At 55.8% G+C, this 14,390-nt stretch carries 12 protein-coding genes; 10 read left to right on the top strand and 2 right to left on the bottom strand.

Annotated elements, in window-relative coordinates; genetic code table 11:
* Positions 1–150 precede the first annotated feature (150 nt).
* The 5 genes from selB (at position 151) to K9N21_08205 (ending at position 5,274) form a co-directional block, all read left to right on the top strand.
* Positions 151–2,055 carry a selenocysteine-specific translation elongation factor gene (selB, locus tag K9N21_08185; GenBank protein ID MCF8143880.1) on the top strand — a complete coding sequence of 635 codons (1,905 nt, stop codon included), beginning with the start codon at positions 151–153 and terminating at the stop codon, positions 2,053–2,055.
* 73 nt (positions 2,056–2,128) lie between these two features.
* The gene (gene yqeC / locus K9N21_08190; GenBank protein MCF8143881.1) at positions 2,129–2,902 is read left to right on the top strand and encodes a putative selenium-dependent hydroxylase accessory protein YqeC; all 774 of its coding nucleotides are present in this window, start codon (positions 2,129–2,131) and stop codon (positions 2,900–2,902) included.
* A 400-nt stretch (positions 2,903–3,302) separates the two neighbouring features.
* Positions 3,303–4,376 (top strand): XdhC family protein, encoded by a 1,074-nt coding sequence (locus tag K9N21_08195; protein ID MCF8143882.1) that lies wholly within the window; start codon positions 3,303–3,305, stop codon positions 4,374–4,376.
* A 2-nt stretch (positions 4,377–4,378) separates the two neighbouring features.
* Positions 4,379–5,023, top strand: a complete 645-nt coding sequence (locus tag K9N21_08200) for a lactate utilization protein (GenBank protein ID MCF8143883.1) — start codon at positions 4,379–4,381, stop codon at positions 5,021–5,023.
* Positions 5,023–5,274, top strand: coding sequence for a cytoplasmic protein (locus K9N21_08205; protein MCF8143884.1), 252 nt, complete (start codon positions 5,023–5,025; stop codon positions 5,272–5,274). Before K9N21_08200 ends, K9N21_08205 begins: the two co-directional genes overlap by 1 nt.
* A gap of 87 nt (positions 5,275–5,361) precedes the next feature.
* Here K9N21_08205 and K9N21_08210 read toward each other — a convergent pair whose 3' ends face one another.
* Entirely contained in the window at positions 5,362–6,408 is a 1,047-nt protein-coding gene (locus tag K9N21_08210; GenBank protein MCF8143885.1) for a tyrosine-protein phosphatase, read from the bottom strand.
* A 566-nt stretch (positions 6,409–6,974) separates the two neighbouring features.
* On the opposite strand from K9N21_08210, the gene K9N21_08215 reads away from it, so the two are divergent.
* The 4 genes from K9N21_08215 (at position 6,975) to htpX (ending at position 12,083) form a co-directional block, all read left to right on the top strand.
* Entirely contained in the window at positions 6,975–8,585 is a 1,611-nt protein-coding gene (locus K9N21_08215; GenBank protein ID MCF8143886.1) for a DUF2868 domain-containing protein, read from the top strand.
* On the top strand, positions 8,578–10,023 hold the full coding sequence (locus K9N21_08220; protein ID MCF8143887.1) for a GTPase/DUF3482 domain-containing protein: 1,446 nt from the start codon (positions 8,578–8,580) through the stop codon (positions 10,021–10,023). Before K9N21_08215 ends, K9N21_08220 begins: the two co-directional genes overlap by 8 nt.
* Before the next feature lie 131 nt (positions 10,024–10,154).
* On the top strand, positions 10,155–11,093 hold the full coding sequence (locus K9N21_08225; GenBank protein ID MCF8143888.1) for a sugar kinase: 939 nt from the start codon (positions 10,155–10,157) through the stop codon (positions 11,091–11,093).
* Positions 11,094–11,150: 57 nt separating this feature from the next.
* Positions 11,151–12,083 carry a zinc metalloprotease HtpX gene (htpX, locus tag K9N21_08230; protein MCF8143889.1) on the top strand — a complete coding sequence of 311 codons (933 nt, stop codon included), beginning with the start codon at positions 11,151–11,153 and terminating at the stop codon, positions 12,081–12,083.
* Positions 12,084–12,116: 33 nt separating this feature from the next.
* On the opposite strand, the gene K9N21_08235 is transcribed toward htpX, so the two are convergent.
* Entirely contained in the window at positions 12,117–12,827 is a 711-nt protein-coding gene (locus tag K9N21_08235) for a cyclic nucleotide-binding domain-containing protein (protein ID MCF8143890.1), read from the bottom strand.
* 294 nt (positions 12,828–13,121) lie between these two features.
* Between K9N21_08235 and K9N21_08240 the strand changes: the two genes are divergently transcribed.
* A complete protein-coding gene (locus tag K9N21_08240; GenBank protein ID MCF8143891.1) occupies positions 13,122–14,051 on the top strand; it encodes a hypothetical protein in 930 nt (309 codons plus the stop codon).
* The last annotated feature ends 339 nt before the right edge of the window (positions 14,052–14,390 follow it).

A 14,390-nucleotide genomic window follows, 5' to 3' on the forward strand; every position in this document is an offset into this window, starting at 1 on the left:
CGCTTCAGTCAATCAAATTTTTCAAGAGGTCCTCTGCTAATCGGCTTGACACCAAAGCCTGTCCCATACTATTTTGAACACAAAACACCCTTCCGGGGATCGGGTCCGCTTCCGGCGAGCGGTTTTTATATTTTAAGGCAAGGGGTTGTAATGAAGCAGATTGTTTTAGGTACAGCGGGGCATATTGACCACGGCAAGACCTCTCTCATAAAGGCCCTCACCGGGATCGATACGGATCGCCTCAAGGAAGAAAAGGCCCGGGGCATCACCATCGAGCTCGGTTTTGCCCATCTGGAACTGCCGGGGGGCCAACTCCTCGGAATCGTGGACGTGCCCGGTCATGAAAAATTTGTCAAGAACATGGTTGCGGGGGCCACGGGTGTGGACATCGTGGCCCTGGTCATTGCGGCTGACGAAGGCGTCATGCCACAGACCAGGGAACATTTGGAGATATGCCAGCTGTTGAAAGTCAAGCACGGCGTGGTTGTCCTGACCAAGATCGACATGGTGGATCCTGACTGGCTTGATCTGGTGAGAGAAGATGTCTCGGAATATCTTTCAAATAGTTTCCTCGCCGATGCGCCTGTGGTTGAGGTTTCCTCTGTCACCGGACAAGGCCTGGATGAATTGACCCGGACCCTTGGCCGGTTGGTGGAGCAGATCCCTGAACGGGACACCGGGCACCTCTTCCGGCTTCCTATCGACCGCGTATTTACCATGAAGGGCTTCGGCACCGTCATTACCGGAACCAGCATCTCAGGGACGATTCGAACGGGGGACGATGTGACCGTCTACCCCCAGGGGACTTCCTCCAAAATTCGGGGGCTTCATATTCACAATAAAGAGGTCACAGAGGCGGGAGCAGGTCTGAGGACGGCCATCAATCTGCAAGGGATTGAAAAGATGATGCTGAACAGGGGAAATATCGTGGCCACCAAGGATTCCCTCAGACCCACGTACATGGTGGACGTGGTCCTTGATCATCTGCCGAGTGCACCGCGCAAGCTGAAAAACCGGGCAAAGGTACGCTTTCATGCCGGAACAGCCGAAATTATCTCGACCCTGATCCTCCTGGACAGGGATGAACTGAACCCCGGCGATACCTGTTTCGCCCAGATCCGTCTGGATGCACCCACTGCGGTCCTCAAGGGAGACCACTATGTGCTCAGAAGTTATTCGCCGGTCCAGACCATCGGCGGCGGTGAAATCCTGAATCCCCTGCCGAGCAAGAAAAAGCGATTTTCCGAGTCGGTCCTGTCCCAGCTCAAATCGCTCCATACCGGGGGGGAAAAGGAGTCGGTGGAGCTGTTTGTGGCCCTGGGCCGGTTCCATGGCGTGGAAGAGTCGGAACTCTCCTTTCTTACCAATTTGAGCAGGAAAAAGCTGGCAGAGCCGCTCAAGGCCCTGAAGGCCCAAAAACGCATCATCCAGTTTGACAAAGAACGTGCCCTCCTCATCCATGCCGATTTTCTGCAGAAGGCCAAGGATGAGGTGTTGGAGACCATCGCAACATTCCATAAGAATTTCCCCCTCAAGACCGGGTTGATCAAGGAAGAACTGCGGTCTAGAACGTCAACCGCCAAGAACCCGAAATTATTCAATTATCTGGTCAATATGCTCTCGCAGGAGGGGGAAATCGTTCTGGAAAAAGAGGTCGTTCGGCTGAAAACGCACAAGGTTACCCTGGCCCAGGACCAGAAAGAGGCACGCCGGAAGCTGGAGACGATCTATGCCAAAAGCGGGCTGGAGCCCCCCTACTTCAAAGAGCTGAAAGAGGAATTTCCCGGGAACACGGCCTCAGAGGTCCTGGATGTCATGGTCAAGGATGGACACCTTCTGAAGGTCAAGGAAGATCTCTATTTTGATCGGAAGGCGGTGGATGCATTGGAGGAAAAACTGGTGGCCTTTTTGAAAACCCACGGCGAGATCACGACGCCGCAGTTCAAGGAGATGACCGGGACCTCCAGGAAATATACCATCCCCCTCATCGAGTACTTTGATCTGAGGCAGATCACGGTGAGGGTCGGGGACAGCAGGGTGCTCAGAAAAAAATAGGAGACCCGGGGGACTGGGAAAGATCGAGAGATTTATGGAAGGCGGTTCATCGGTCTTAATTCATGAACATGGCATGATGAACAGGTTGATTGCCGCATTGGGTCTCAGGCCGAGGGAACATGTGGCTGTTGTGGGGGGAGGCGGAAAGACCTCCCTCTGTTTTGCCCTGGCCGACGAGCTTCTGGCAGCCGGAAATCGCGTCGTTACCACGACAACCACCAAGATCCGGCGCAAGGAAGCCGAAATGGCCCCCTGCCGGGTGTTCTTCCCTCCCGGTTCGCGGGACTTCAACCGTCTCAAACAAGACCTCAGAGAAAAGGGACACGTCTGTGTGGCCCAGCGGTTTCTGAACACCGGCAAGGTGGAAGGGATAGACCGTGACACGGCAGACGCCCTCTTTCAAGATCCCGAGGTCGACTTTTTAATTGCAGAGGCGGACGGGGCCGCAGGCAGGCCGGTTAAAGCGCCGGCCGCACATGAGCCTGTCATCCCCGCTTCCGCGACCCTGGTAATCGCCATGACGGGCCTGGAGGCCTTGGGCATGCCGCTCCATCCTGGAGTGATTTTCAGACCGGGGCTTTTCAGAGATCTGACAGGCCTTGATGACGGGGATACGCTCTCCCCGACCGCCCTTGCCGGGGTCTTCCGGTCGCCGATGGGTCTGTTTAAAGGAACCCCGGATTCTGCCAGAAGGATCGCATTCTTGAATAAAGCAGACCTTCTCGGTCTGGATCAGGATGTGGATGACCTGGCCTTCCGGCTGCTTCGGCCCTCCCCTGCACCCATCGAACGGGTCATCATCGGATCGTTGGTGAAAAGTACCTACCGGGTGCTGACAGTGAAGTGACGAATTTGGAATTTTTGGAGATAACTTCTCTGCATGATGCGGAGAAGTTGGTGGCTTACCAGCCAGCGCGTGGGGGTCTCTTTCTCCCGCTGTCGGCGGGACAAAAACTTGCAACAGCTCGTGGGAACGGCAGCATGGCGTTAAACTGCGGTTCGTTACAGCCCCAAGAGCAGGCTTTCACATAACGGTCGTTCTTGCTGCCTTTCCAAAAAGGTATTCAAAGCCCTGGGGCGGTCGCCGAGCATTATGGTCCCATTTTAATGTCCCACCCTTGGGCGGGAGAAAGAGACCCCCACGCGCGCTCAAAAATCGCCGGGATCTGCACCCATAGCTTTTGGGTTGCGGCTGTGAGACCGCCTCAGGGATTAATAGATTCGCAATTCCGATTCGGGAATACCATATGGACGAGATATATAAGGGGATTGAAAAACTTTTCAAGGAAGGGCGGTCCGGGGTTCTGGCGACCATCATCCGGCAGGCGGGCCCGTCGCCTCGGGGGATCGGGACCAAGTGTCTGATTAAGGATGACGGGTCGTTTGTGGGGACCATCGGCGGGGGCATTCTCGAGGCCCGGACACTCGCGGAGGCCAGGAAGGTCTTTGAGACCCGGCTTCCAACCCGTCTTCATTTCTCACTCGACGGGACGGATGTGGCTGCCACCGACATGCTCTGCGGAGGCCGGGTGGAGGTCTTTCTGGAACCGGTTGCGGCCGGTGATCCAATCTGTGTCACCCTGTTTCAAAGGACCGGAGAGGGCCTGCGAAAGGGCCAAAGCAGCCTCCTGATCACCCTCCTCGATTCAAAACGATGGCAACACGGTGCCGTACCCAAGGTTTTATTCGGGAATAGCGGTGAGGTGTCAGGGCTTCTGCCAGGTGCTCAGGGCATCGCAGAGGCCGTTTTGCACGATCGAAAGAAGATCCTGGCATCCGGGCATCTGTCTGTTTCCTCCATGCCGGACGATTCCGGCCTGATGACAGAGGTCTTGATGGAGCCGATTGCAGCCAGGTCGTTCCTCTATGTGTTCGGGGCCGGCCATGTATCCAGGCAGATCGTTCCCCTGGCAGCCGGCGTCGGCTTTCATGTGGCGGTCATTGACGACAGGGAGGATTTCGCCGATCCCGGCCATTTCCCGGAGGCAGGGGAGGTTCGGTGTATCCCCTTTGAAGGGGCCGTGGAACGTTTGGCCGTGGACGATGCCTCCTTTGTGGTCATTGTAACGCGGGGGCATATGGGGGATAAGACGGTCCTGGCCCAGGCGCTGAAAACAGAGGCCCGGTATATCGGCATGATCGGCAGCAGGCAGAAGCGGGATCTGATTTATGAGGCCCTGTCAGCCGAAGGTTTCACACAAGAGGACCTTGACAGGGTCCATTCCCCCATTGGGATCGAGATCGGGGCAGAGACGCCTGCAGAGATCGCCGTGAGCATTGTGGCCGAGCTCATCCAGGTGAGGAGAGGAAAGGAGAAATAATTATGGAAAATGACTACCAGTCGTGGCTTTGGGAGAAACTGGGGGGACAATGCGTCAGCAACCTGAAGAAGCACGGGTTTGACGCGCACTTTGTCTCTTCGCGGGATGAGGCCAGGGACCTGCTTCTCAGGATGATTTCAGACTATGAGGATTTCGGATTCGGCGGGTCGGACACCACGCGGTCCTTGGGAATCGTGGAGGCGCTGAGGGCCAAAGGGAAGACCCTGTATGACCACTGGCAGAAGGGACTGACCAAGGAAGAGGATCTGGAGATCCGACTCCAACAGGGGAGGTGCGACTGTTTCCTCTGCAGCGCCAATGCAATATCCGTCACGGGCGAGATCATCAATGTGGACGGCATCGGCAACCGCACCAATGCCATGACCTTCGGTCCGAAAAAGGTCTGCATCGTCGCCGGCATGAACAAGGTGAGGCCGGACCTCGAATCGGCGCTCAGAAGGATAAAGGAGGTGGCCGCCCCGATGCGGGCCAGGAGCCTCGGCATGGAAACCCCCTGCGCCGAGACCGGTATCTGCAGCGACTGCAACGCCCCCCAGCGGATCTGCCGCGCCACGGTAATCCTTCACCGCCGGCCCATGTTAACCGATATATCGGTGGTCCTGATCAATGCGTCCCTGGGATTCTGATGACAACACATCATCACCAATTTGTGGAAACATATACGGGTCCGGCGGGGTTCGGTCTTGAGCGAAAACTGGATGAATCAACCTTGATCTGCTACCTGCAGAAATTTTCCGATGACGATCTCATGGCCCTTATCAGGGAGCGGATCTCCCACAAAGATATGGAAGAACTCTTTGATCTGCTCGCGCGGTTATTGAAGACCTATCTGAGTGAGGAGGAATACCACCGCTACTTTCTTAAAGACAAGAGGTAACTCTTCAGCCCGGGGTTGACGCCCTCCCCCGGATGGAGAGGAGCGAGATCCGGTGCGCCATCGGATCAAATGCCGGGCATGTTCATCTTATTCCAGAAGCGATTGCCTGAGCAGGTTCAGGCTATGGCCGGTCAATCCCGCCGCTTTCTTCAGATAATCCTCAGGAGAGCCGTAGGTCTCGCGGAGATGCCCAAGGAGAGAGACGATGCATTCCCGGGGGGCCGTGAAATAGGGGGAGAGTTTTTGAGGGTCCACACCATAGGCCGCGATCCGCGCATAAACTTTTTTGATCAGATTCGCGATAAAGATGTTTGAGAGCTGGTGATCCTCTATCACCGTCTCCTCAGGAACCCCGAGGGCGAGGAGGATGAGCGCGGCGCAGGTCCCGGCCCGGTCCTTTCCCCCGGTGCAGTGAAAGAGGAGAGGGCGGTTTTCAGGCCGTGTCAGGCGCTGGATGACCTCTCCCCATATATGAGGGAATTCATCCAGGTTCTGGAGATACCCCCTCTTCATAAAGCCCGGTGTGAGCCAGGTATCGTCCCCTTTCTTGATCCGCTCCACAGCACCCACAAAATCAAACTCCCCATGGGTAATGGGTAGATTCAGGTAGGAGAGGGACCTGCTTTGCGGCAGAAGGTCCGGAGATTTTTCTACTTCGTTGAGGGTGCGGAAATCGACTACGAGCCGCAGTCCCAGGCGCTCCACCTTCGCTTGATCCCTCTGGGTGAGCCTTGCCAGACTGTCCGAACGGAAGACCTTCCCCCATCGGATGCGCCGGCCGTCCGTGGTCTCATAGCCTCCCAGATCACGGAAATTGAAAGCCCCTTCCAGGTCCACCTTCCGCTCGGCAATCACGCGTCCCTTTTCGCCGTCGGGCACCACCCGGAAGTAATAGCGGAGATCCGGATTCAATCCGCGGATCTCGGCCCGGGTCGTCCCGGCAACCCTGATGACAGGGTTGAAACCGGAAACGGGTACAGAAGGCGTACTTGCCGAATAAACGGCAACGCCGTGTTCCGGGCGCTCTGTGTCCCAGCATATTCGAACCGAATCCTGCCCCAGCCTTTGGAGGGTGATTCCGGATATGACGGATAATTGTTTTTTCAATACCGCTGAACAGGTGTGTTTCCGCACCCTTCCTTCCCGTAAGTTGACACAGGCTTTAAGGCAAAGAAGGCGCTAAGTCAAGACCAATTGTCTGCATGAGCGTATTTGGGCGCCGAGCAATGTGTTTCCATTTTAATGTCTCGCCCCGGAGCGGGAGAAAGCGACCCTTACGCACTTATGGATAAGGCACCAACTTCCCCCATGGCGCAGATAAGTTTCAGACTTAGACCCTTATTCCCTGGTCTTCTGTCATGAAAAACAAGAAAAAATGGCCATCCTTCCACTGCATGCTCAGCCTTCCGTCATTCCGGCACGATTCCAGCCGGAATCCAGAAATACGGGGGACTGGATTCCGGCCAAGGGCATGCCGGAATGACGGGACAGTACAGAGCCGTTTTGGTTGCTGGTATCCGCTTTAGATTCTCATATCCCGTTTATCTCATCCAGGAAGTGGATATCCGGATTTATGCAGTTTGACACGCGGTCACAATTTCCCTATAGTTCTTTTTAAAAAAACAACGGCTTATGCCAGAGACCGGAGCATGGAGAGGTTTATGGATGAGTTGTGAGCCGGCGGGCGGAGAAAGATTCGGATGCGAAAACCAACATGGTTGATGAAGGACCTCATCGATCTGGAATATTTCCTTCAGCGCGATGCGCGTGAACAAGAGGAATCTGCCCAGGCCGCTCTCGCCGAACGGGATCGGGAGATCTATCTGCAGACGATCAGACCGGTGTACGGGGAAAAGGGGAAGGCGCCTCCGAAACAAATTATTCGATCGTGGCTGCAAGCGCGAAGGGACATGGAAACGGCTGCCCGCGAGCAGAAAGGGCCTTTGCCCGGGGAGGTGTTCGCCGATATCTACCGCCTCATGGGGTATGGATTCCTGATCCTAGGGATTTTTTCAGGGGGGGGACTGGCCTTTTCGCTGCTGAACTATCAAGGAACCGAACCCCTGAACGTCTCGCTGTATCTTGCAGGGCTGGTTCTCTCCCAGTGCCTGGCGCTCCTGTTTCTCATCGGCATCCATATCTTTCGAAGGATGCGCCGATCTCCCTTTCGCGGCTCGGTCATCTTCACCCTGGTCAGCGGCCTCATGACCAGACTGATCGTCAGGATAAAACAGGATGCGCTCAAAGGCCTTCAAGGCTCAAAACGGGGCAGCCTCGAAGCGGTCACCGGCCTCATCAGGGGGAAGAGACAGGTTTATGGCGCACTCTTTTACTGGCCTGTGTTTATCCTGTCCCAGATATTCGGCGTGGGGTTTAATGTCGGCGCTTTGGCGGCCACCCTCTTGAAGGTAGTGGGATCGGATATCGCCTTTGGATGGCAATCGACCATTCAGTTCAGCGCACAGGCCGTGTTCAGGCTGGTGAAGATTATCGCCCTTCCCTGGTCCTGGATTGTGCCGGCGGATGTGGCCCACCCGTCCCTCTCACAGATAGAGGGAAGTCACATGGTATTGAAAGAGGGGATCTACCATCTGACGACCCTCGATCTGGTCTCCTGGTGGCCCTTTCTGGCCCTGGCTGTTTTTACCTATGGTCTGGCGCCGAGATTGATACTGCTGGGGATGGGCCTTATCTTTCAAAGAAGGGCGCTTTCCCGGATCGATCTGGGTCATGCAGACTGTACCAGGCTGTTGCATCGGCTGACCACGCCTCGGGTCTCCACAGAGGGGCGTTTTCCGGCCCCTGCGGGATCCGGGCCCGGCGTGACGGATGCTGCCCTGCCGGCCGGGGTTCCGTCCCCGGATCCTGCAGAAGCCATGGTCCGGAAGTCTATTGTCGCGCTCATTCCCGACGATATTTTTGAGTCCTTACGGGACGGCGATCTAGAGAGCATCGTTTCCAAACGCCTGGGAGGTTCCATTGAGGAGACATTCAGGTTCGGTGAAGACGTCAATGGAGATGAGAAGATCTTCCGGGAGATCTCTCTCATGCGGCAAAAGGGAGTGCTGCACCACCTCTTGATCGTACAGGAGGCCTGGCAACCGCCCATCAGGGAGACCCTCCGCTTTATCCAGGACCTGCGGAAAGCATCGGGAGACACGACCATGATATGGGTAGGCCTCATCGGGAGGCCCAGAGGGGGGTCTGTTTTCACTGCGGTGAAAGCGGAGGAATGGAAGATATGGCATGGAAAGCTGACGGCACTGGGAGATCCCTATCTCGGGGTGGAGAGACTGGCGGCCGATGAGTGATGATCGTATTCCTGAATTTGCCATTGTGGGACATCCCAATGAAGGGAAGTCTGCGGTGGTATCCACGCTGGCCGAAGACGACACGGTTCGGGTCACCCCCTATCCCGGAGAGACCGTTGCGTGTCAGGCCTTCCCGGTTATCATCGATGGAAAGGAGATCATCCGCTTTATCGATACCCCGGGTTTCCAGAATCCGACAAAGACATTGACCTGGATGAAAGATTACCGGGGCGAGCCCGGAAATATCCTTCCCGCCTATCTCGAAACCCATGCCGGAGATCCGGACTTCAGAGATGATTTCAAACTGCTGGAACCGATCGCCGGGGGCGCCGGGGTGATCTATGTGGTGGATGGGTCCAGGCCGGTCCGGAACGTGGACCTGGCCGAGATGGAAGTCCTTCGCCTGACCGGACGCCCCCGCATGGCGGTCATCAACTGCAAGGAGGATGAAACCGCCTACCTGGAGACGTGGAAGGGCGAGTTTCGGAAAAATTTTAATGCGGTTCGGGTATTCAATGCCAATAAGGCGACCTATGCGGAACGGATCGAACTCCTTGAAAGCCTGAAGGGAATTGATCAGGATTGGGGACCGGCGCTGGAGAGGGTCATCTCCGCATTCAAGGAGGACTGGCAACAGCGCAATGCCCTGGCCGCTCAAATCATCTGCGATTTGCTGGAAAAGGCCCTGACCTATTCTGTTACCCGCTCTTTCACGGAAACCACCAGCGAAAAATCTCTCAGGGAGAGGCTCCAGAAGGAATATGCAGCCGCCATTGAAAAAATTGAAGAAAAGGCGCATCAAAAGATCCGGAAGCTCTTCAAGCACAACATCTTCAATTATTCCCTCCCGGCCCATTCCATTCTGAACGAAAACCTTTTCAGCAAAAAAACCTGGCAATTCTTAGGCCTTGCCCCGAGACAGCTGATTGCGGCGGCCGGAATGGCAGGAGGCGCCGCGGGCGCGGTTCTGGACATTGCGGCGGCCGGCCTGACCTTTGGCATCTTTACCGCAATAGGGGGTCTCTTAGGGGCCGGGTGGATGGGTCTGGGAGGGGGGAAACGCCTGGCGAGGATCAAAGTCAAGGGCCTGAGCCTGGGTGGTGAGCAGATCCAGATCGGGCCGATAGAAAACATCCAGTTTGTTTATGTCCTTTTGGACCGCGCCCTGATCTATTATTCGCACATCATCAACTGGGCCCATGGACGCCGGGATTTGCCCGTTGAGGAACATGGGCCCAAAGGGACGGACAAGGCCGGATTTACGGTGGAATGGAGTGACACAAATCGCAAGATCTGCCAGGCATTTTATGCTGCCATCCGCGGCAGTGACGATCAGCAGAAGACATCGTCACGGAAGGCCCTCTATGAGATGCTGGAACAGGTGTTGCTCGACATCTCCCGCAGTGAACAGCGGTACGGGGTGATCAGAAAGAGGTGATATGAGGCCCGATGTCAGGCTCAGGGCATGAATGAACCCTGCGGTCGGGCTGGAAGGACGTGGAACGCGGAATGCGGAAGGCGAGGGTCTCTCCCGTGATCCGGCACAATTGAAGAGCTGTGGGTGCAGGGATGGTAGAGAGAAGATCGGAACGGATTCAGGTGGTCGGGCTGGGGCAGGCATGCGTGGATTATGTGGGCCATGTCTCAGGGTATCCGGCCGAGGACAGCAAGACAGAGCTGGAAGGGTTGTTTACCAGTTGCGGCGGGCCCGCGGCCACGGCCCTGGTCACCCTGGCGCGATCCGGGATCCCCACCTCCTTTCTGGGAAGCATCTCAGATGATCCATTCGGCGTTCAGATCGTCGATACCCTGAAAAAGGAGGCGGTGGACACATCCTGTTTGAAGATAACCCCCGGCCTCGCCTCCCAGTTTGCGTTTATCGCCGTCACCAGGGGAGAAGGTCGGCGGACCATCTTCTGGCACCGCAGCAGCGCGCCCGAGCTCACCCCGGAAGAGGTGTCTCTGGATCCATTTTCCGATGCCCGGATCCTGCACCTGGACGGGTTGATGAAGGATGCCGGGAAGGCGGCGGCGCTACTCGCCAGGCAGCGGAACATGACCGTGGTAATGGATGCCGGGACCCTCAGGGAGGGAAGTCTGGATCTGGTGAAGCAGGTTGATGTGCTGATTGCATCGGAGGCATTTGGAGATTCCCTGGTCAACGGCCGCTCCTATGAAACGGCCCTGATGGAACTGAGGGCCATGGGACCGAGGGAGGCGGTGATCACCCTGGGGGTCAACGGTTCCATCGGGCTGGGCCGGGAAGGGTTTATCCGGCAGCCCGCATTTCCGGTGGCCGCAAAGGACACCACGGGCGCGGGCGATGTTTATCACGGGGCATATATCTACGGGTTGCTTCAGGCCTGGGACATGGCGCGCTGTATGTCATTTGCTGCTGCGGCTGCCGCACTGAAATGTCGACACGGCGGCGGATGGCGTGGGATTCCAACCGACCGGGAGATCGAAGGTTTCTTGGAGTCCGGTGAAGTTGAGGGCCGTTTCTGTTGACGAACCCCATTGGACAGCTTATTTTTTAGTCAATATCAATAAGGAGGTAGAAAATATATGGGTAACTGGTTCAAGACGACCCTTTTGCTGGGTGTCATGACGGCCCTTATTGTTTTTATCGGAGGTCTCTTCGGGGGTAAACAGGGGATGATCCTGGCCTTTGTTCTGGCCATGGGGATGAATTTCTTCAGTTACTGGTATTCAGACAAGATCGTTCTCAAAATGTACCGGGCACAGGAGGTGGGTCCCAACGATTTCCCCGGCCTCTACAATGCGGTGAGCCGACTGGCGCACACTGCGGGCCTCCCCATGCCCCGGGTCTATATCATCCCCGAGCAATCCCCCAACGCCTTTGCCACGGGGAGGGATCCTGAGCACGCGGTCATCGCCGTTACCGAAGGTCTGCTCAAGACCATGAATGACGAGGAGGCCACCGGCGTGCTTGCCCATGAAATGTCTCATATCAAGAACCGGGACATCCTGATCGGTTCCATTGCGGCCACCATGGCGGGCGCCATTATGATCCTGGCCTCCATGGCCCGCTGGTCGGCCTTCCTGGGAGGAGGATCCAGCGATGAGGAGGGGGGCGGCGGGCTGGGTACGGTCGGCCTGATCATCATGTCCATTCTGGCGCCCATCGCGGCCATGGTCGTTCAGATGGCCATCTCCCGGTCTCGGGAATATCTGGCCGACGACACCGGGGCGCAGCTTGCGGGGAATCCCGAAGGTCTGGCCAACGCCCTTGAAAAACTGGGGGCCGCATCCCGAAGGCTTCCCATGAGAGAGGCCAAACCGGCCACGGCCCACATGTTCATTGTGAACCCCCTGTCCGGGGGGAGCCTCATGCACCTCTTTTCCACCCATCCGCCCCTTGAGGAACGGATCGCCCGTCTCAGGGGGGGCAGTCCGGATCTGCCTGTTGAAACGGGGGAGGAGAACAGGGGTAAAAGACAGGCAGAGGCCATGTGGCGGCATCTGTCGGGAAAATAGTTTAGCAGCCGGTGAAGGGTCTCAGGAGGTTACCTATACGTTTTCATCAGCAGTCGAATAATTCTCAAGCAACTGGTGTATGCTCATCGCCCTTTCCATGAAGTTTTTCTCACCGATAAGGCGGATGGTCTTACCCGCATCCTCGCCGTCCTGAACCCGCAGGAGATTCAGATTTTCCATCATGGTGATGACGCTGGTGATTTGCGCCTTCCCTTTTGACAGGGCCTTCCATAGCGCCATAATGGTCTTTTCATAGGAAAGCTCTCGTTGGCCATGCTCCCAGAAAAGGTTCAGGATCTGGGCTACGCCCATGAAGATGTCCGGGTTTGTCGATGCCTTGTCCGTGGTGTCCTGCAGGCGGCGGGCAATGGCAATGAGACATGTGGAAATAAATTTGGGGGAATCTTTCATGCAGTTGTCGAAAACAGACTTGGGGATCTTGGCGATTTCCGAATCTTCAAGCGCCGTTGCCGTTGCCGTCCGCTTATGCGCTTCAAGAATGAGGGCCATCTCTCCAAATACGGACTGCTCCCGCAATACCGTCAGGACCACCTTTCTCCCCCTGGCCTTGACCGATATTTCAACCCGCCCGGCTTTGAGTACATAGGCAGCAGTCCCCTTGGACCCCTCGGAGAAGATAACGTCATTCTTTCTGTAGCGCTGCATTTGAAAGGCGGGATCTTTCAGGTCAACATCGGCACTGCAATTTTGCTTGATATAGTCTTCCAGCGGGGTAAAATTCATGTGTCTCCTCTGAGAATAGCGGCAGGCCTTTCAGAACAAACGGGAACCGGCTCCCTGGACTTCCGGGAGTGAATATAAGGGAATCAAGCTGTTGTGTCAATGCGGCGTCGCCGATCCCCCGGCCATTCTCCTTATGTTTGAAAAATGAATCAACCTGACATATCATTCAACGCTCACTGAAGAACGGGGATGCGGTCTTTCCTGAGGCTGACCGGGATAGGAGGCGACCGAAATCCGAGGTCAACTCAAGACAGCGAATTCAAAAGATATCTCATGGACAAGAGGAAAAAAACTTTGGCACGGACAATCGCTTTTATTTTGGAGGCGGTGGTGGTTATGGCCCTGGGAACCATTTTTTCCCAACTGCCAAAAACCATTGTCAGTCGCTTGAGCGCTGTTTCAGGAACGGTCTTGTTTAGACTCGACAGGAAGGACAGGAAACGGGCCTATCACAATCTGGATATTATGTTCAGTGAAGCGCCCCTGTCGCCCTTTGAAAAGGCCCGCATTGTAAAAGGGCTTTTTAAAAACATCGCCGCCCTCGCCTTTGAATATCTGCAATTGGATCGATTATATGCAGAAAACCTGGCGGTCTTTGTCAAGTCAGAAAACCCCAGGGCGGTGGTCGAGGCCCTGGGTGAAAAAAGGGGCGTACTGATCATAACCGCCCATCTGGGAAACTGGGAATATTTGGGCGTTCTGGGTTCGCGACTGGGCTATAATGTGGCCACTGTTTTAAAGCGCCAGCACAACCCTTATACGGATCGATGGTTGGCCGGGATACGTGAAAAAAAGGGGGGGTTCAAATGCTTTTATCCCGGCAGGGGACTGAGCTATCGGATCGGTGCTCACCTGAAACAGAATGGAATCCTGGCCCTGGTGGCGGATCAAAGAGATATTTCCAGCCCTCTCATCGTGCCGTTTTTTGGGAAGCCCGGCCAAACGGCCGACGGACCCGCCAGGCTCCACTTGTGGTATGAATCACCCATTGTGTTTGCCTTTTCCATCAGGCAGCCCGATGGGACCTATTTGATGGCATTTGACGGGCCCTATCATTTTTCCGGAAGTGGTGACCGTAAGGGAGACTGTGTCAGGATAATGACTTTGATCAATCAAAAGTACGAGGCGATTGTCGGAAAATATCCGGAGCAGTGGCTTTCCCTCTTGACCCCGCGATGGGAAATCGACAAAGGCGTTGCTCAACAAGATGTCGGAGATCGCTGAAATGGCATTCCAAATGGCCTCTTATTCTCCCTTCTTGACAAAAAGGCCCCTTGTATCCATAATCCCCGTCAGATTCGGCGGGTGCCCTCTCTTGTATCCTTTCAAGACCTGAACAATACCGCCGCCAATAATGCGCTACGCCGCGCTGCTTCAACTGCCGGACATAGGGCTATGAGCGCCATTAGACTCTTTGTCTGTACCTTCTCTGCAACGTGCGAAGAAGTTTTCCCGTGGGGGTCTCTGCCTCCCGCCCAGGAGGCGGGACAAAAACCGAATACAGCTCCTGGGGACGGCAGCAGGGCTTTACAATACAGTCTGTTCCAGCCCCAAGAACAGTCT

The organism is Deltaproteobacteria bacterium (genome assembly GCA_021737785.1).
GTDB lineage: Bacteria > Desulfobacterota > DSM-4660 > Desulfatiglandales > Desulfatiglandaceae > AUK324.